The organism is Deminuibacter soli, assembly GCF_003412455.1.
In the GTDB taxonomy this organism is placed as follows: Bacteria; Bacteroidota; Bacteroidia; order Chitinophagales; family Chitinophagaceae; genus Deminuibacter; species Deminuibacter soli.
In genome coordinates, this window is sequence record NZ_QTJU01000001.1 from 1056129 (window position 1) to 1074510 (window position 18382).

Sequence of the window (18382 nt, forward strand, 5' to 3'; positions counted from 1 at the left end):
AATTCACACCAATTAAAGCAGGTTACACCAAATTATTTCGAAGATGCATGCAGCACCCTGTTCAGCATGTCAATATAAGTTGCAATGCCGTTTTTAATTTCATCGAGATATATAAATTCATCAGCCGTATGACTGCGTGCACTATCGCCCGGACCGCATTTCAATGCCTGGAAGGGCATCAGCGCTTTGTCTGAACAAGTGGGCGAGCCATAGGTTGTTTTACCCAATGCTATACCGGCCAGCACTATCGCATGATCGGCATCAATACGGGTAGAGCGCATACGCATGCTGCGCGGTTGCACATCGCTCTGTATGTTGGCGCGTATAATGTCCAGTACTTCTTCGTGTGTGTACGCATCGGTTACACGCACATCTACCACAAAGCTGCACTGTGCAGGCACTACATTGTGTGCCTTGTTTTCTGTTTGAATAACCGTTACGCTCATTTTAACAGGCCCCAGCCATTCAGATACTTTCGGAAACTGGTAAGTGCTCAGCCATTGAATGTCTTTCAATGCCTTGTATATGGCGTTATCACCCTCTTCACGTGCAGCATGCCCGGCACGACCTGTAGCCATACCATCCAGCACCATCAGGCCCTTTTCGGCAATCGCAAGGTTCATTTGCGTGGGTTCGCCAACAATGCCAAAGGCAATGGGTGGCAATACGGGCACAAGGGCTTCAATGCCATTGTAGCCGGATATTTCTTCTTCAGCGCTGGCGCCAAGTACAAAGTTAAAGGGAAGGTTTTCCTGCGGGTAAAAATGCAGGAAAGTGGCGATCAGTGATACCAGGCATCCGCCGGCATCATTGCTGCCCAAACCATATAATTTGCCCTCTTCAATAATGGCTTTGAAAGGATTTTTGGTATAACCGGGGTTGGGTTTTACCGTATCGTGATGAGAATTCAGTAAAATGCTGGGCTTTGTTTCATCGAAATAACGGTTTACAGCCCATACATTGTTCATGTGGCGGTGCGTGGTAATACCTTTCGATTGCAGAAACTGCACCAGTACATCAGCAGTGCCGGCTTCTTCTTTCGAGAAAGAAGGCGTTTCTATCAGCTGCTGCAGCAGGTGCAGGGCATCCTGGTATAATTGATCCGTTTCCATTAGTTTGTAATAAGTGTACCGGTTGTTTGCGACTGGGTATTTTGCAGCAGGTCTTTTGCATCGCCAATCAGCACTTCTTTTACACCAGTGTCAATAGCCGCAAAGGCGTTATCGATTTTGGGTAAAATACCTGCAAACAGTTTGTCTTCTGCCAGCAGCGCGCGGTATTTGTCTTTTGTAATTAGGGTTATCACCGAGTTATCATCATTCACATCTTCCAGTACGCCTTTCTTTTCAAAGCAATAAATCAGGCGTACATCGTAGCTGTTGCTGAGTGCAGTAGCGATAGACGATGCGATGGTATCTGCATTGGTATTTAAAATATGGCCCTGGCCATCATGGGTTAAAGGAGCGAACACCGGCACCAGGCTATGGGCCAGCAGTATGCGGCAGGTATCAAGCGGCAAACCGGTTGCCTGCACATCACCTACCCAGCCGTAATCAATGTCTTTTACCGGGCGCCTGGTGGCAGGTATCATATTGCCGTCTGCCCCGGTTAAGCCAATGGCATTGCAACCGCGCGACTGCAGCTGCGCCACCACTTTTTTATTTACCAGTCCGCCATACACCATGGTTACCAGGTCAATGGTATCACTGTCGGTAATGCGGCGGCCGTTTACATATTTCGATTCTATACCCAGCTGTTCGCCAATTTTTGTGGCTATTTTTCCGCCGCCGTGTATCAGAATTTTTTTGCCTTCAACTTTTGCAAAATCATCCAGAAAAGCGGCGAGGTTTTGTTCGGCATCAATTACGTTGCCGCCAATTTTAATCACAAACAAACGCTCGCGGCCTGCCTGCTTTTGTGCATCCTGCATACAGTAGATTTATCGCTTATAAACTGCGTAATATTTCGCTGATCACAGCCTGTGCTGCCCATACCCTGTTCGATGCCTGTTGCGTTACTGCGCTGTTGGATCCGTCAAGAATTTCATCGCTCAGTTCCACATTTCTTCTTACAGGCAGGCAGTGCATTACTTTGGCGTTGTTGGTTTGCTTCAGCTTTTCATCTGTAAGCATCCAGGCCGGATCGTTCTCGTAAATTTTACCGTAGTCTTTAAACGTGCTCCAGTTTTTCACATACACAAAGTCGGCATTCTTCAATGCTTCATCCTGGCTGTGTGTAATGGTGGCGCCTTTGGTAAACGCTTCACTCAGCTCGTAATCCTCGGGATGTGTAATCACAAAATCAGTTTCGCCCCAGGCATTGATCCATTGTGAAAAACTGTTGGCAACGCATTGCGGCAACGGCTTTACGTGCGGTGCCCAGGTAAGCACCACCTTGGGTTTGTGCTGAATGGCTTTGCGGTTTTCGGTTATGGTAATAATATCTGTAAGGCTCTGCAATGGGTGCAGGGTAGCACTTTCGAGGCTTATTACCGGTACGCCGCAGTATTGTATAAACTGTTTGATGTAGAGTTCGCTGTAATCGTCATCCCTGTTTTTTAAAGACGGGAATGTGCGGATGCAGAGAATATCAAAATAGCTGCCCAGGATTGGGGCAGCATCTTTCACATGCTCAACTGTATTACCGCTCATGATGGCGCCTTCTTCAAACTCAAGCGCCCAGCCTTCCTTGTCAACATTAAACACAATGGCTTCCATACCCAGGTTGCGCGCAGCCACCTGTGTACTAAGCCTGGTACGTAAACTTGGGTTTAAAAACAACAGGCCGATACGCTTATCGGCGCCGAGGTTCCTGTCTTGAAAAGGATTGGCTTTGTACGACAATGCTTTTTGAACAAGCGCGTTGATGTCGTTTACATCATGAACAGAAATAAAGTTTCTCAACTACAAACAATTTGATTTTTGATGAAATAAATGATCCGGCGATAATTAACTACTGCTCTTCAGCAACCGCTTCCTGCTTGGGTTTCAGCGATTCTATTTCTTCCTGCAGCAGTTCAATAAACTCATCCACCTGTTTGCGGGTAATAGCCAGTGAAGGCAGTAAGCGTATTACATTCGGTTTGGCTTCGCCGGTAAAAATCTGGTATTTGGTCAGCAGGTTTTTACGCAGGTCTTTAATTTCTTCTGGTACATCAAAGCCGATCATTAAACCGCGGCCGCGCACATTGTTGATGCCGTTGATAGATTTAAGCCTGTTGAGCAAATACATGCCACGCTGGCGCGACTGCTCAATAAGGTTTTCAGATTCTATTACTTCGAGCACGGCAAGTGCAGCAGCGCAGGCCAGGTGATTACCGCCGAAAGTGGTGCCCAGCATACCGTGTTTGGGTTTAATATGCGGTGCAATTAAAATACCGCCGATAGGAAAGCCATTACCCATGCCTTTCGCCATTGCATAAATATCGGCGTTTACACCGGCATAATCATGCGAGAAGAATTTACCGCTGCGGCCATAACCACATTGTACGCTGTCGGCAATGTATACTGCACCATACTCATCGCACAGGCTGCGTATTTTTTGCAGGAAGCTGTCGGTAGCAATGTTAATACCACCCACACCCTGTATACCTTCTACAATAACAGCAGCAACTTCGCCACCGTTTTCTTTGAAGGCCTGCTGCAAAGCTTTTTCATCGTTGAAAGGAACAAAGATGATGTTGTCGGTTTCGTTTACCGGTGCAACAATGGCAGGGTTGTCGGTAGCAGCTACTGCCAGCGAGGTACGGCCATGAAAACTTTTTTTGAAGGCAATTATTTTTTTACGGCCTGTATGAAACGAAGCGAGCTTCATTGCATTCTCATTCGCTTCTGCGCCTGAGTTGCAGAGAAACAGCTGGTAATCTTCCTTTCCGCTTACTTTGCCCAGTTTGTCTGCCAATTCCTGCTGCAGGGGAATATGTACAGAGTTGGAATAAAAAGCAATTTTCTGCAGCTGGTCTTCAATACGCCTAACCCAAAGCGGGTGTGTATGGCCAATTGAAATAACGGCGTGACCGCCATACATATCCAGGTATTGAACGCCATCAGCATCCCATACATACGAGCCCTGTGCTTTAACGATGGTAATGTCGTTAACAGGATAAACATCAAATAAATTCATAGCCTTTACCCCGGGCGGGGAATTTGTTTTGGCCCGGGCCGCCAGTGGTCCGGGTGGTGAAAAATTTTATTTGGGTCGCCGGTATTCTTTTCAGAACACCCGGCTAGAAATAGTTGGCTTTCAGCTTCAGGCCTGCGTTTTCAGGTAAATCAAACAACAGGTTCATGTTTTGTACGGCTTGTCCGGAGGCTCCTTTCAGCAGGTTATCAATTGCGCTGTGCACCACTAGTTTAGAACCCACTTTTTCCAGCTGCACTACACATTTGTTGGTGTTTACCACCTGTTTCAGGTAAATGGCATCCTGGTTAACGATGGTAAAAGGATGATCCCTGTAAAAATCTGTATACAAAGTTACCAGCTCTTCCAGTTTCAAAGCACAGTTAAGTTGTGAGCTGATAAAAATACCGCGTGTAAAATCGCCGCGCCACGGAATAAAATTGATCGCCGGTTCTTCCCCTTTCGAAAAAGCGGGTTGCAATTGTTGCATCGATTCGGTGATTTCTTTTAAATGCTGGTGCGTAAGTGTTTTGTATGCCTGTATGTTATTGGCCCTCCAGCTAAAATGTGAGGTAGCTGCCAACCCCTGCCCTGCACCGGTTGAGCCGGTAATGCCCGTGGTGTACACATCTTCAGTTAACAAACCGGCTTTTGCCAGAGGCAGCAGCCCCAGCTGAATGCTGGTAGCAAAACAACCCGGGTTGGCAATATTGCCTGCTTCGCGGATGGCTGCTTTATTCAGTTCCGGTAAGCCGTATACAAACTTCCTGTCGTTAACCGAAGATTTGGCAGCAAGCCTGAAATCCTGCGACAAGTCGATGATTTTCACATGCGCGGCAACGGGGTTTTCTTCCAGGAATTTACGTGCTTCTCCATGCCCTACACACAAAAACAATACATCTATATCATCGCTGAGGTCGCCGGTAAAAGCAAGCGCTGTTTCACCTACCAGGTCGGCGTGTACTTTCCACACAGCGTTGCCTGCATTGCTTTTGCTGTTGATAAAAACGATCTCCGTATGGGGATGGTTTATCAGCAGGCGTATCATTTCGCCGCCTGTATATCCTGCCCCGCCTACAATTCCTGCGCGTACTTTTTTCATGCTATTCGCAATTGATTCTGTCATTTGATGTAGAAGGCTGCGAGCTTAAAATAAACTCGAGGGGTGCATTGCCCTTATTCATAATACGGTGTTTAGTACCCGGTTGTATATGAATCCCTTCTCCTGCTTTTACGGTGCAGGTTTCACCGTTCAGTTCAAAACTGGCTATCCCGCTCAGCAAAAAGAAAAACTGCTGTGCTTACAAAATCCTATCCATGGCAGCCCGGCGCCCATTCATAATGCCGCAATGCCTGTTCTTTAGAAAAAATATTAGTCATTGCTTTCTTTTACCTGGTGCCAGATCATGGTCTGGTTACCAAAAATTTTACTGAAGCCACGTACGTCTTCGCCGCTCCAGCCATTGTTCATTTCACCATATTTGCCAAACTTGCTGCTCATTAAATCGTAAGCCGATTCAATGCCTATTACCTGGAAACGGTAAGGCAGCAATTGTACAAATACATCGCCCGTTACATTTTCCTGCGCACTCTGCATAAATGCTTCCATATCGCGCATTACCGGGTCAAGAATCTGGCCTTCATGCAGCCAGTTGCCATAGAAATTTGCGATGGTATCTTTCCAGCTCAGCTGCCATTTGGTTAATACGTGTTTTTCCAACGCATGGTGTGCTTTCAGTATCACCACGGGTGCAGCAGCTTCAAAGCCCACGCGGCCTTTAATACCAATGATGGTATCGCCTACATGAATGTCGCGGCCAATGCCATACGCGCCTGCAATGGTTTGCAGGTATTGAATGGCTTCTGAAGGGTGACCAAATGTTTTATCGTCAACGGCGGTTAATTCGCCTTTTTCAAAATGCAGTTTTACTTCACGGCTTTCGCTTGCTGTAACCTGGGTAGGCCATGCCTCTTCAGGCAACATGCCTTTTGAAGAAAGTGTTTCCCTGCCGCCAACACTGGTACCCCAAAGGCCCTTGTTGATAGAGTAGGCAGCTTTTTCAAAATTCATGTCAACCCCTTTGGCTTTCAGGTAAGCGATTTCCTCTTCACGGCTCAGTCGCAGGTCGCGGATAGGGGTAATGATTTCAACACCGGGAATCATGATATTGAAAACCATGTCAAAACGCACCTGGTCGTTACCGGCACCTGTGCTGCCATGCGCAACAGCAGTAGCGTTCAGGGCTTTCACGTGTTCGGCAATGTGTAACGCCTGTACCAAACGCTCGGCGCTAACGCTCAGCGGGTAAGTATTGTTTTTTAATACATTGCCAAACACCAGGTATTTGATGATACGGTCGTAATAACCTTTCACCGCATCAACGGTGGTGTGTGTTTTTACACCCAGTTTATAGGCATGTGCTTCAATTTTAGTGAGCTCATCGGCACTGAAACCACCGGTGTTTACAATTACACTGTGTACTTCGTATCCTTTTTCTTCACTCAGGTATTTAACACAGTAAGTAGTGTCTAATCCGCCACTGAAGCCAAGCACTATTTTTTTCATGTATCGGTTTTCTTTTATAACTGTTAGGAAAGTATTGATGCGGTAATCTGGTTAAGGTGATGTTGCAGGTGATTAACATAGTCCTGCGCTACAAATTCCAGTGTGTGTTGTTCAGGCTTGCCTGCACCGGTTAAACAAATGTTCCGGTGCAGCTCAGCAGGCATGTGTTGCAATACCTGGCAGGGGTGCAGGTTTGGTTCAGGTACCATTGCCAGTTCAACAGCCGGATACCGGTTTAGTTTATCCGTGTATTCATGTACAATTGCCGAAAGCGCTGCTGAAACTGCCTGCATCCTTGAAACCTTGTTAACCGTTAATGAAATATTGCGTTTTTTGATTTGGGTTTGGGTGAAGAACCGCCACCGCCGTTGTTGTCTTTTTCGCGTGTGCGGAAAATAATCTGCTTCAGGCGCATCAAACGTTCGTATACCTTGCTTTTCTTTTCAAAATAAGCGGTGGTTTCTTTGGGTTCGTAGTGATCCGCAGGATCGTACAGCATAGCCGTGCACATACAGTTTTTGCGGCCTTTGCTCATCAAAATATCATAATTCACGCAACTTTTACAGCCTGCCCAGAAATCTTCATCATCTGTTAACTCAGAGTAGGTCACCGGCTCGTAGCCCAGTTCGCTGTTAATTTTCATAACAGCCAGCCCGGTAGTTAAACCGAAGATTTTTGCTTCAGGATATTTTTCGCGTGAGAGGTCGAATATTTTACGTTTAATCTGTTTGGCCACCCCGCTTTTCCTGAATTCGGGCGACACAATTAAACCGCTGTTCGCCACAAACTTGCCATGGCTCCACTCTTCAATATAACAGAAGCCCACCCATTGACCGGTAGTGGTTAACGCGATCACGGCTTTTCCTTCGAGCATTTTGCTTGCCACGTATTCCGGAGAGCGTTTGGCAATACCTGTTCCGCGGGCCTTGGCCGACGATTCCATTTCATCGGTAATCCGCACTGCGTAGTGCGTATCTTCAAACCTTGCTACCCTTACAACGATATTCGACTGTTCCACTATAAATGAAATTGAAAAGTTCGTAATTAGAAATATAAAAGAACATACACAGCCACTTTACCACAGCAGCCGCATAAAACAGGAAACATCCCAAAATGTAAGCCGGGAATATCAGATTCTAGGTCGTCGGATCAAAAACAGAAAGCGAGGGTTACCCAATGCATTCAACCCAACCATCAGAGAAGGATGGCTGGCTAACAAGTAACGATGGGCGGCGTAGTATTTCAACTTTAGTTCTGAATGTAAGTGTGATCCAAAAATGATTATTTGAGGATGTAAAAGTAACAATGTTTGGAAAATTTGTGGATATTTTTTTATGAAAAAAAGGTTAACGCTTCCCAGGCCTGCAATCTGCGCCCCGTCTGCATTATAACACGGTGCCTGTTGCCAAACAAAAGCCCGGCCGGTTTTTAACCGGCCGGGCCTGTGCTATTGTACTGATACTGGGCCTTTTACTACATGGGACCGCCACCGCGGCGACCACCGCCACCACCGCCGCCATTGCCTCCACCCCATCCGCCACGGTTACCGCCGCCATTTCCGTCGCCGCGGTCACCGCCAAAGAAGCCCGGCATGCGGCGCTGGTTCTGGTTGCCTGCAAAATTGCGCAGGTTATAGGTAAAGGTGAGCATAAAATAGCGTTTCAGCGTATTGGTGCGGGTATCTGTAATGGTATTGGTAGTCACAGCGCGCGCTACCGCCGTATTCTGGTTCAGCAGGTCAAACACCTGCAACCGCAGTTCTGCTGCATGATTTTTTAAGAACTGTTTGGCAATGGCCGGGTTCCATAAGGGCACACTGGCATTGTACCCGGGGGAGTGATTGCCGTTGTAGCTATAATCAAGATCCGACGCTACTATCCAGCCATTTTTGCTGAAATAGGTGATCTCTGCAGAGAAAGCCTGAAAAAAATAGTTCGCGTTGGTGCGTGTATTCACGGTGTTGCGGGCAATATTATAGGTGCTGGTTGAAGAAAAATTCATGTCAAAGTAATTGTCCAGGTTGGTAGTCCAGCGAATGGTGCCGTTTAAACCGGTATTGCGCGTATAGTTGCTTTCGCCATTAACCAGCGACTGGCTTTGCTGGTAGCTGATATTACTGCCCAGGTTCAGATTCGATTTGGGATGTTTCAGCGGCAGCGACCAGTTTACATAACCGTTTACATTATAGGTTCCGCTAAGGTTTACGTATGTACTTACCTTACTGCCTGTGGAAGAGTTTTGCACAATGCTGCTTTGAATATCGTTTACAATCGTGCTTGCATTGATCGTGGCAAAAAACGAACGTTGGTTAGTGGGGTTCAGCGAATGGTACAGAAAACGCACGCTGTGTGTAAACTGTGGTTTCAGATCAGGATTACCTACCTGGAAATTGATTGAATCGCTTGTTGTACGGATAGGTTGTAACTGCGCGGCCGAAGGTTGCCCTGTTGAGCCATTGTAAAAGAACCGCAGGTTTTTTGTTTTCGAAACGTTATAGGTGAAAATGGCGCTGGGTGTAAAGTTCACATAGTGATTCGATATCGATGTACCCTTGGTACTGTTGATGCTGGTAAGATCAGAGAACTGCACACCTGAACCAATATTGAAATTGTATTTCGTATTCTGCAAGCGGTAGGTAAGCGTAAGCCTGTTTGAGGTGGTGGTATTTTTAAAAGAGTTGCTGAACAGGCTGTCAAACGAAGTAAAGCCCAGCTTTACATCATCGTACTGGTAAGTGTTGTTGACAGAGGTACTGCTGAGGTACGAATAATTGTACCGCAATTCCAGTATCTGGTTCTTGGCCAGTGGTTCTGTATACGACAAAGAGGGACTGAATGTATGCGAACGCGAGGTATCGAAATAATGTTGGTTAATGGTATCAATCCTGTTTTGCGTATAAAAGTTGTTAACGGCATAGTTATACCCGTCACCCTTACTTTCACTTCCGGAATAGTTTAAATTCAGAGATATAGTGCGGAAGCGCTTTTTAAAGCGGTGCATCATGGTAAGGCTCGCGCCGTTGATAGAATAACCACTGTTCTGGCTATGGGTGTTACCCACCGAACTGTAAATAGGTGTATTGTCGTTCGTACGCATGTTCATTGAAGAGGAAGAGCCGCTGGGTGTTGAATTGCTGAAACTAACACCTGGTCTGAATATTAGCGTATTACTCGAATCAAACCTTGTTTCAATATTAAAGTTGATGTTGTGGTTCTGACTTTTTGAAACAGAACGCTGATCCTGGTCGTTGGTGGTGGTGGTATCTTTAGTCAGCTGGTTAACCGTGTGGCTTTGTGTGCTGGTATTTGTTTTCAGGTTATTGTAAAAATAGTTTCCGTATGCATCGGTATTGGTGCCCCAGGTATCGCGGTAATTAAGTCCTGCGGCCAATGTTGTAGTAATGCCCGAACCGCCACCACTTGCTGTAATAGAGCCGCCACCACCCCTGCGGCCGCCACCGCCCATATCGGCTGGCGTAAAGTTTTGCTTGTTTACATCATTTACCTGGCCTATCAAAGAAATTTGTTGCGTGCCGTTAAACCGGTGCAGGTTCATACTTTCATCGTACGTACCATCTGTACCCGCCCCTAATACGGCCTTACCAAAATAGCCTTTGCGCTTATCTTTTTTCGTGGTAATGTTAATTGTTTTTACACGGTTGCCATCGTCAAAGCCAGAAAGCTTGCTTTGATCGCTCAGGTCGTCAAACACCTGTATTTTATCTATTACATCGGGCGGCAGGTTTTTGGTGGCCTGTTTGGGATCATCACCAAAAAAGCGTTTGCCATCTACCAGTATCCTGCTTACGGTTTCGCCCTGTGCAGTAACAGCCCCGCTTTTGTCAACCGTAATGCCTGGTATCTTTTTCAGCAGGTCTTCTGCAACTGCATTGGGTTTGGTTTTAAAACTCCCTGCGTTAAACTCCATCGTGTCTTTTTTAATCACCAGCGGTGGGGATGATTTTACTACAACGGTCTCCAAGGTGTTTTCCAGTGTTTTTAAATACACTGTGCCCAAATCAACCATGCTGTCGCCGGTAACCTTAACAGGTTGCTGCAGCAAACCATATCCCTGGAAAGCCACCTGTATCAGGTAGGCTCCGGTGTCTACTTTTGTAAAGGAGAAATGACCCTTATCGTCTGATATAACATAAGTCACCAGTGAAGAATCAGCCGCCTGCAGCAGGCTGATGGTGGCAGCACTCAATACCTGTTTCGATGATGAATCGGCCAGTTTACCGGCAATAGTTCCGGTTTTGCCGCCCTGCGCTTTCAGCTGTACAGTGGCGGACATTATACAAATACAAAGCATCGCAATAAACTGCCTGCTCATAAACATTGCTTGGTTAAATTGAAAAAATTACTGTTCGTAAAGCTATTACCTGTTACTGCTATTATGGCACAATATCGGTAGTCCCTATAACGGAATAGGTATATACGAAACCAGTCGTTTCGCGCAGAACATCAGTATAAAGTGGAGGGAATACCTGTAATTTAAGCCTTTTACAGCACATCTGCCGATGAATACAAATTCTTTAACGATTAAACCGGGAAAAGGATAATCCCGGCAACACGAAAGGAACATTTTGCCTGGCCTGATAGATCAATGCCGTTTATGAAGCGCCGGCCGGGCATACTGCCATAAACGGCATTGAGTGAATACGGGTTGAATATATATTGTTTAGCTGAACAGGTATTCGATGTCTTCCCGCGTAAGGCTCTTTACAAAACCGCTGTCATCCGTAATCAGGTCTGCCGCCAGTGCTTTTTTCTTTTCCTGCAGCTGAAGAATTTTATCTTCCACTGTGTCTTTACAAATCATGCGGTAGGCAAAAATGTTTTTGGTTTGACCAATACGGTGCGTACGGTCAATGGCCTGTTGTTCTACTGCCGGGTTCCACCAGGGGTCAACGATGTACACATAATCTGCTGCGGTCAGGTTCAAACCCACACCACCTGCTTTCAGTGAAATAAGAAATACGCGGCAGTTATCATCATGCTGGAATCTTTGAATGGCTTTCTCACGGTCAGGTGCCGAAGTGCTGCCATCAAAATATTCGTAATCCACACCCAGCTCTTCCAGCTTTTCCCTGATCAGCGCCAGCATACCCAGGAACTGTGAAAACACCAGTGCTTTGTGGTTGCCGATATTTTCTGTTATTTCACGGCCAAGCTCATCCAGTTTTACAGATACATTCGGGTATTTGTCTTCCTCTTTCATGATGGCCGGACTATCACAAATCTGGCGCAGTTTCATGAGGCCCTGTAAAATGGTCAGTTGCGATTTCTGCACACCCTGCGCATCTACCACACCCAGAATTTTATCCCTGAAATCGTTGCGGTAAGCATCGTATATAGTGCGCTGCTCATCACCCATTTCGCAGAACAGGATCATTTCCGATTTAGCCGGCAGGTCTTTTGCCACCTGTTCTTTGGTACGACGCAAAATAAAGGGGAACAGCAGTTTCCGCAAGTGTTCTTTCTGTTCTTTTTCGCCAAACTTGTCAATGGGTATGGCAAACTCCTGTTTAAAAAATTCCATACTGCCCAGCATGCCGGGGTTCAGGAAGTTCATTTGCGCGTAAATATCAAATGTATTATTCTGTAAAGGAGTACCACTTAAACAAAGCCTGTTTTTAGCCCTGATCAGGCCGGCAGCTTTTGCCACCTTACTGCCCGGGTTTTTAATGGCCTGGCTTTCATCGAGCACCACATAATCAAAGGCAATTTCTACAAACTGCTTGATGTCGCTGCGCAGGGTGCCATACGTAGTAATAATAACGTCTGTCTGCCTGTCCAGCAATCCTTCTTTTATGCGTGTGCCGCCATGATGTATGTAGTAAGTAAGTGTAGGCGTAAATTTTTTGATCTCATTTTCCCAGTTGTACATCAGGGTAGTAGGGCATACTACCAGTGCACGCAGGCTTCCGTTCGTGTGCCTGATATGATGCAGGAATGATAATGCCTGGATGGTTTTACCCAAACCCATATCATCTGCAAGAATACCGCCCCATTGCACCTCAAACAGGTAATTGAGCCATTGGAAACCAGATACCTGGTAAGGGCGCAAAATAGGCATCAGGTGTGCAGGCGCTTCCACCGCTTCAATCTGGTGATTCTCGCGCAGGCGCTCGTATTTGGCTTCCAGCTGAAATACCAGCTCTTCCTCATCACGCTGTTCATACAGCTCTTCTATAACGCTGAAGTGATATTTACTCAGCTTCATGTTTTCGGCCTTGCCATCACCAACCCTGAACAGCAGCGAATATTTCTTAATCCACTCTTCCGGCAAAATACCCAATGTGCCGTCCTGCAGCTGTACGTATTGCTGTTTATTGGCCAGGGCTTTTTTTACATCGGCCACCGTTACTTTCTGCTCACCAAAATGAATGTCTACTTTGGCATCGAACCAATCGGTATGGCTGCTGATGTAAATTTTGGTAGAAGGTTTCGCCGTATTAAAGCGGAAGTTTTTCAGCGCCTCAAAGCCATACACGGGAATGTTCAGCTCCCTGGCTGCGTCAACAAACAAAAAGAACCAGTTATTCTTCAGCACATCCGACCCCTTCAATGCCAGTGTGCTGCCCTCTTCGGGTTTTATAAAGTTTGAATGCAGGTTTTCAATGCCCGATAAAATATTCTTCTCCAGTTCCAGGTTACGGTTAATCACCAGCAACCTGTCTGCCGCAGGAATAATGATTTTGTCTTTATCGCCGGGGCGCACATCGTACCCCTTGTAACTGAATACCGGCTGAAACAGCAGGTAATCGCCTTTTTCTTTCAGCAGGATTTTCGCTTCCGGCTTCTGATCGCGCAGTTCTTCTTTCTGTACGTTGTTAAACGTTACCTGGTAATCTTTTGAAAGCGGCACCAGGAACTGCTGCAGCTGTGTTTGCCACTGATCGGCCGGGATAGTCAGCGTACCGGTTGGCATAAACTTTTCGATCAGCATAACATCTTCCGGTTTCTGCCAGCCGTAAAACACGTCCTGGTACTGGAAAAAGAAGCTGCTGCCAAAATCGTTGTCACCAAGGCTCACGCGCTCTTCGGGCAGTTTAACCCTGCAGCTTACCAGGTAACTGCCGTCAACATAGTCTACCGTAAATTCCGGCAGTACCCATTCCTGGCTGCATGCAACCTGTTTAAGATTGGCTGTTTGAAAATTTTTGCGCTGCGGCAGGTAAAACACAAACGGCTTGTCGGCCATATCTGTTACCAGCTTTTTGTATTTGGGATGCAGGTATTCCAATATCAGGTGGCGCGTTTCTTCCGGCAACTCATCGTCGTGCTGCTGAATAATGTTTTCCCAGATACCGCTGAACGGCGAGTTCCGGTTCAGGTAACGGCTTACTTCACCCGGCAGCAGCTTGCGCAGCTGCTGCACCAGCATTTTATCATTTTCGTCAAAAACTTCTGTGTTGATAAACTTGGCCAGGTCAAGCCGTTCTACCTTGCCCACGTAGGCATCGCCGGCTTCGTTTGGCTCGCCCTGTATGGCATCGAGCTGCACATAGGGGTATTGGTGCGGGTTATAGCTAAATACAATGCCCAGCTTGTAACGTGGCAATACCGGCGCTTCATCTTCCTCTTCAACCATCACCGACGATACTTCCGTAACCGGTTTGGGTTTTATTGGTACATTGCTGCCGCCCAACCCGCCTACACGTTTGATAGTGGGATCAAGCACACGCAGAAAGGGTTTGCCGTCTTTATAGGTAAATTCAAATTTCCCGTCAATATCGTCCTGTAATGAGTAGCCATATAAGGCCAGCAGCTTGTCTTTTTCTTTGTCCCAGTTCCGGATGGAATCAAAATAGTTGGGACCATAGCTGTTCAGCAGTTGCAGCAGCACAATGGTTTTGTGCACGCAAAGCGGGTGGGCCGGATCGCTGCCGCAATCGCAGCTGGTATCGAAATTACGCTCTTCGTTTTTTTGAATGAGGATATGATACACTGTTCCATCCACTTCCACTTCGGCCCGAACCCGTTCATCACGGGCATCCGTAATATTGGCCCTTGAGCTGCGGAGATAATTTTCGGCTTCAGTGAGGGAAATGGGTGCGGTAAGAAGTTTGATGAGCTTTAAATCCAGTTGCTTCATTTTCAGCACAGTATGCCGCTGGTCGTACTGCTGTTCTTTTTCACCCAGCATATTTTTATCAACCAGCTCCTGCAGCTGAAACAGCGAAGCCGCTTCATGGCGGCAAATTTCACCGAGGTTGTAAGGGCACCCGCAGCGCAGACTTAAGGTTTTGGGATCTTTAAATTTGCTGATATGCACCTTGTAGTAAGTGGCATAGGCATCATCTTTTACCCGGAATATGACCGATCCAAGCAGTTCGTCATATTCCACCAGTTCTACATTCCCAACGGCATGAATCTTTTTTCCGCGCCGGATTACTTCGTCGGTACCGTTGTTATATACGTATTTTATTAAATGCGGTAGTGCCATGCTTTTATCTGCCCGGTTAGCTAAGAGGCAACTGACAAGACGGGTATTTTGCCACCACAAATCTTACCATCGCTCAGAAAAGGGCAATTTGCAAAAGTAAAGGAATTAACCGCAGATAACCGTTGAAATTTTGAAAATCTCGATGAACTGATTGTTAATTGTGAATGGTTATTTTACAATCAATGCACCGTTTTCATACACCGGAAGTACGTTCGCAACATCGGGGGTAACACAGTATTCAAGGTCCTTTTCCAGGCCGTAGGCCGACAGGCGGTGCCAGTGCGTGGTTTTGCGGATAAAGCGGTACATATCATCCTGGTGCTGCGTGTACATTTCTTCCGCCATCAGGCTACTGTCGCAATGGATGGTAAAATTTTCTTTAACACGCTGAATTACAGCGCCTGCAAACAGGGTGTCTTCAAGGTTTACCCGGTCTTTCCATGCCGAGCAACCCAGGATCACGTTTTTGTTTTCGCTCAGCAGGTAATCGCAAACTGCAGATAAATTCGGGAAAGAGCCGGTGATCACATCAGATGCGCCTCTTTCCAGCGCCATATGCAATAGCTTGGTGCCATTGGTAGTGGTAAGCACCAGGGTTTGCCCGTTGATAAATTCGCGGGGATATTCGGCAGGAGAATTTCCGTGCTGCAAGCCTTCCACCACTTTACCATCACGCTCACCGGCAGTAATGCCGCCGGTAATTTTACCCAGCTCAATACATTTTGCCACACTGTCAACCGGCAGCACTTTGGCGGCTCCATTGTATAAAGCTGTTGCAATGGTTGATGTAGCGCGGAAAACATCTATAATAACTACTATACTGTTCGAAATGTCATATAAATCCAGCAAACGCGGAGACAACACTGTATTCAATACCGGCTTATTACTCATAAGCGGCAAAGATAATATCTTCAGCACAATGGTTTTACAGGAAAAATCCCGTGCGCAGGCTGCGCACGGGATTTTTCAGCCGGTTTATCAGGAAGCTTTTTTGGCAAGCATCATCAGGTCCAGTGCCTGTATTTCAGTAACCGTGCGGTTAATGCCGTCTCTGCCTTTAAAACTGCGGCTGATTAATTTACCTTCTATCACCACTTCGGAGCCTTTGGAAAAATGTTTCTCGGCAATTTCGCCTGTTTTACCCCAGGCTACTACCGTGTGCCAGTATGTTTCAACCACCTTCTCTCCTTTGTTGTTGCGGTAATATTCGTGGGTTGCAATGTGAAATTTTACCCGCTTTTTACCTTCGCCAAATGCTGTTACTTCAGGGTTGTTGCCCAGGTTTCCAATGAGCTGTACTTTGTTTCTGATGTTGTTCATATGTTCTTTTTACAGGTGTTTGCAATAAGCTGCCACAAGGCGCCAGCCGTTTACACCACAAAGTTCTGCACCAACCCCGCCTGTGAAACGTTTTTAAATGCTTAAGTACGGATATAAACGTTTTAAGTACTTAAAAACGGATATTGATGTAACTTTCTGTTATGAACACCGCTAACCAAATGTGCCTTGAATGTGGTAAACCACTGAAAGGGCGCAGAGATAAAAAATACTGCGATGATCAGTGTCGCAATAACTACAACAACAAGCAGCAACATGGCACAGATGAGCCGGTGCGGCGCATCAACCACATTTTAAAAAGAAACCGGCAGATTTTGAAAGAGGCGCTGGGCAATGACCGCACCATTGTGCTCGCGCACGAAGCTTTGCTTGAAAAGGGATACGACTTTACCTACCATACCGATCAGTTTGTTACTCAAACCAACCAGGTATACCACTACTGTTACGATTATGGCCTGAAGAAAAACGACAACAACAGGTATATGATCGTTAAAAAAATGGAGAAAAAAAATTGATCCGCTACTGTTTATAGCGAATGTCTACCGGGGCTGCGCCGGTGTAAATAATGCCAAGTTGCTGCGCTGCTTTTTTGTCAATCGACACTACTACGCCACTCCTGGTCACTTGCCTGTTTAAAATAATAGCGCTGGCAGTATTGCCGTTCTGAAGATTAACCAGCTTCGCATGACGAACTTCAGCAGTTTTGTCGCTGTCGGTTGCAGATACCGGCGTGTACATGGCTTTACCTGTTTCCATGTAAGCAGTTTTGCAGGAAGTAATAAGGCCACACAGCATTACAAGGCATATGAATGCCTTAAATTGAAGGGGTTTCATTATAGGGTACATTTAAGTGTTATCTCGCAGCTGCAAGATACTTTGTACACCTAAAACTTACAAGCAGGGAATAAACTAAACAGCGAAATTTTCGCCTGTTTAACCGGGAAAAATTGGCATTAGCAATTGTTTGTATGTGTGTTAGCTGAAATGCAGTAACGGTTGTGTAACCGTTACTTGCGATAGCTTAACTGAACATCGGCCACACCAGCACCCAGCATTCCCAGCTGCCGGGCAGCTTCCTTGCTCACATCTATAATGCGGCCTTTTACAAATGGCCCGCGGTCGTTGATACGCACCTGTACCGATTTGCCGTTGGTTTTATTGGTAACTTTTACCAGCGTATTAAATGGCAATGTGCGGTGGGCTGCCGTTAGCTGGTTCATATTGAATATTTCCCCGTTAGCCGTTTTGCGGCCATTGAACTGTTCTGCGTAATAAGAAGCTTTACCCGATTCGGTGTATACCTTACCATGACCGGGTGTTTCGGTTGAACCTGTTGAATGCACTTTGCGGCTGCACGAAGCCAGCAGCAGCCCGCAGCACAACAGCAGCGCTGCGCTGCGCATGAAAAAAAGGGTTGATGTATACATGAAGGGTTAGTTTAAAAAGTGCATCCACTTGTCCGATTCGGCAACCGATTTAATCAGCTCGTTGCGTTTTTCCAGCAGCTGGCGCCAGTATTTTATGTAAAACAACTGCTTCAGCGATTTACCCCAACTGCCTGTTTGCTCAAACTGGAACAAGTCAATCATCACCGTTCCGTTAGCCATGCTCTTAAAATGGCGCTGGTGACTGAGTTTCGAAAAATCACCGTTCAGCATAATTTCTTCGAAAAAGGAATGCATTTCCAGCCTGGCTGTTTGCAAGCGCAGCGTCCATGCCTTGCCAAGCCGTTTGGTTTGCCAGGTAATTTCCTCACCCATCTGCAGCAATCCGCTGGTTTTACCATTGATGATGGTTTCACGCTGGCCCTGCAGGCTCTTGCGCTGCAGCGCTATGTTACGGCTTAAGTCAAACACCCTGTCTACAGGTGCATGTACAATAGTGGTGAGATGTATTACGGGCATATAG

General features: G+C 46.4%; 16 protein-coding genes and 1 pseudogene. 1 reads left to right on the top strand and 16 read right to left on the bottom strand.

Translation table 11 applies throughout. The features are described 5' to 3' along the window. Window positions 1-32: 32 nt before the first annotated feature. The 13 genes and pseudogenes from DXN05_RS04575 to DXN05_RS04635 form a co-directional block, all read right to left on the bottom strand. Window positions 33-1112 (bottom strand): M20 family metallo-hydrolase, encoded by a 1080-nt coding sequence (locus tag DXN05_RS04575; RefSeq protein ID WP_116846006.1) that lies wholly within the window; start codon window positions 1110-1112, stop codon window positions 33-35. Beyond that, window positions 1112-1930, bottom strand: a complete 819-nt coding sequence (gene argB / locus DXN05_RS04580) for an acetylglutamate kinase (protein WP_116846007.1) — start codon at window positions 1928-1930, stop codon at window positions 1112-1114. The genes DXN05_RS04575 and argB overlap by 1 nt, the downstream gene beginning before the upstream one ends. Before the next feature lie 16 nt (window positions 1931-1946). Beyond that, entirely contained in the window at window positions 1947-2903 is a 957-nt protein-coding gene (locus DXN05_RS04585) for a Rossmann-fold NAD(P)-binding domain-containing protein (protein ID WP_116846008.1), read from the bottom strand. A gap of 49 nt (window positions 2904-2952) precedes the next feature. Continuing rightward, window positions 2953-4122 (bottom strand): aspartate aminotransferase family protein, encoded by a 1170-nt coding sequence (locus DXN05_RS04590; protein ID WP_116846009.1) that lies wholly within the window; start codon window positions 4120-4122, stop codon window positions 2953-2955. A gap of 103 nt (window positions 4123-4225) precedes the next feature. Continuing rightward, the gene (gene argC, locus DXN05_RS04595) at window positions 4226-5221 is read right to left on the bottom strand and encodes an N-acetyl-gamma-glutamyl-phosphate reductase (RefSeq protein WP_116846010.1); all 996 of its coding nucleotides are present in this window, start codon (window positions 5219-5221) and stop codon (window positions 4226-4228) included. Window position 5222: 1 nt separating this feature from the next. Next, window positions 5223-5405: pseudogene (locus DXN05_RS25225) on the bottom strand (cupin domain-containing protein); the annotation flags it as partial. Window positions 5406-5491: 86 nt separating this feature from the next. Further along, complete coding sequence (gene argG / locus DXN05_RS04605; protein WP_116846012.1) at window positions 5492-6685, bottom strand: argininosuccinate synthase; 1194 nt, start codon at window positions 6683-6685, stop codon at window positions 5492-5494. Between the two features lie 23 nt (window positions 6686-6708). After that, window positions 6709-6978: a hypothetical protein gene (locus DXN05_RS04610; protein ID WP_116846013.1), complete on the bottom strand. Its 270-nt coding sequence runs from the start codon at window positions 6976-6978 to the stop codon at window positions 6709-6711. A 20-nt stretch (window positions 6979-6998) separates the two neighbouring features. Further along, a complete protein-coding gene (locus tag DXN05_RS04615) occupies window positions 6999-7703 on the bottom strand; it encodes a GNAT family N-acetyltransferase (protein WP_245975122.1) in 705 nt (234 codons plus the stop codon). A 455-nt stretch (window positions 7704-8158) separates the two neighbouring features. Beyond that, entirely contained in the window at window positions 8159-10978 is a 2820-nt protein-coding gene (locus DXN05_RS04620) for an outer membrane beta-barrel protein (RefSeq protein ID WP_158559125.1), read from the bottom strand. Between the two features lie 387 nt (window positions 10979-11365). After that, window positions 11366-15136, bottom strand: a complete 3771-nt coding sequence (locus tag DXN05_RS04625; protein WP_116846016.1) for a DEAD/DEAH box helicase — start codon at window positions 15134-15136, stop codon at window positions 11366-11368. Between the two features lie 168 nt (window positions 15137-15304). Next, complete coding sequence (locus DXN05_RS04630; RefSeq protein ID WP_116846017.1) at window positions 15305-16027, bottom strand: 2-phosphosulfolactate phosphatase; 723 nt, start codon at window positions 16025-16027, stop codon at window positions 15305-15307. Between the two features lie 87 nt (window positions 16028-16114). After that, entirely contained in the window at window positions 16115-16456 is a 342-nt protein-coding gene (locus DXN05_RS04635) for a single-stranded DNA-binding protein (protein ID WP_116846018.1), read from the bottom strand. A 161-nt stretch (window positions 16457-16617) separates the two neighbouring features. Here DXN05_RS04635 and DXN05_RS04640 point away from each other — a divergent pair, with 161 nt between their 5' ends. Next, the gene (locus DXN05_RS04640; RefSeq protein ID WP_116846019.1) at window positions 16618-16989 is read left to right on the top strand and encodes a hypothetical protein; all 372 of its coding nucleotides are present in this window, start codon (window positions 16618-16620) and stop codon (window positions 16987-16989) included. Between the two features lie 4 nt (window positions 16990-16993). Here DXN05_RS04640 and DXN05_RS04645 read toward each other — a convergent pair whose 3' ends face one another. From DXN05_RS04645 to DXN05_RS04655, 3 genes are all read right to left on the bottom strand, one after another. Beyond that, window positions 16994-17230 (bottom strand): hypothetical protein, encoded by a 237-nt coding sequence (locus DXN05_RS04645; protein ID WP_147313836.1) that lies wholly within the window; start codon window positions 17228-17230, stop codon window positions 16994-16996. A 251-nt stretch (window positions 17231-17481) separates the two neighbouring features. Then, window positions 17482-17901 (bottom strand): septal ring lytic transglycosylase RlpA family protein, encoded by a 420-nt coding sequence (locus DXN05_RS04650; RefSeq protein ID WP_245975123.1) that lies wholly within the window; start codon window positions 17899-17901, stop codon window positions 17482-17484. A gap of 6 nt (window positions 17902-17907) precedes the next feature. Continuing rightward, entirely contained in the window at window positions 17908-18378 is a 471-nt protein-coding gene (locus DXN05_RS04655) for an SRPBCC family protein (protein ID WP_116846021.1), read from the bottom strand. Window positions 18379-18382 lie beyond the last annotated feature (4 nt).

What these genes read in the sequence shown, in the direction of transcription:
- DXN05_RS04610 (WP_116846013.1), bottom strand. Translation starts at nt 6,978, where the DNA reads ATGCAGGCAGTTTCAGCAGCGCTTTCGGCAATTGTACATGAATACACG.
- DXN05_RS04625 (WP_116846016.1), bottom strand. Translation starts at nt 15,136, where the DNA reads ATGGCACTACCGCATTTAATAAAATACGTATATAACAACGGTACCGAC.
- argG (WP_116846012.1), bottom strand. Translation starts at nt 6,685, where the DNA reads ATGAAAAAAATAGTGCTTGGCTTCAGTGGCGGATTAGACACTACTTAC.
- argB (WP_116846007.1), bottom strand. Translation starts at nt 1,930, where the DNA reads ATGCAGGATGCACAAAAGCAGGCAGGCCGCGAGCGTTTGTTTGTGATT.
- DXN05_RS04630 (WP_116846017.1), bottom strand. Translation starts at nt 16,027, where the DNA reads ATGAGTAATAAGCCGGTATTGAATACAGTGTTGTCTCCGCGTTTGCTG.
- DXN05_RS04590 (WP_116846009.1), bottom strand. Translation starts at nt 4,122, where the DNA reads ATGAATTTATTTGATGTTTATCCTGTTAACGACATTACCATCGTTAAA.
- DXN05_RS04645 (WP_147313836.1), bottom strand. Translation starts at nt 17,230, where the DNA reads ATGGAAACAGGTAAAGCCATGTACACGCCGGTATCTGCAACCGACAGC.
- DXN05_RS04635 (WP_116846018.1), bottom strand. Translation starts at nt 16,456, where the DNA reads ATGAACAACATCAGAAACAAAGTACAGCTCATTGGAAACCTGGGCAAC.
- argC (WP_116846010.1), bottom strand. Translation starts at nt 5,221, where the DNA reads ATGAAAAAAGTACGCGCAGGAATTGTAGGCGGGGCAGGATATACAGGC.
- DXN05_RS04655 (WP_116846021.1), bottom strand. Translation starts at nt 18,378, where the DNA reads ATGCCCGTAATACATCTCACCACTATTGTACATGCACCTGTAGACAGG.
- DXN05_RS04620 (WP_158559125.1), bottom strand. Translation starts at nt 10,978, where the DNA reads ATGTCCGCCACTGTACAGCTGAAAGCGCAGGGCGGCAAAACCGGAACT.
- DXN05_RS04650 (WP_245975123.1), bottom strand. Translation starts at nt 17,901, where the DNA reads ATGTATACATCAACCCTTTTTTTCATGCGCAGCGCAGCGCTGCTGTTG.
- DXN05_RS04640 (WP_116846019.1), top strand. Translation starts at nt 16,618, where the DNA reads ATGAACACCGCTAACCAAATGTGCCTTGAATGTGGTAAACCACTGAAA.
- DXN05_RS04575 (WP_116846006.1), bottom strand. Translation starts at nt 1,112, where the DNA reads ATGGAAACGGATCAATTATACCAGGATGCCCTGCACCTGCTGCAGCAG.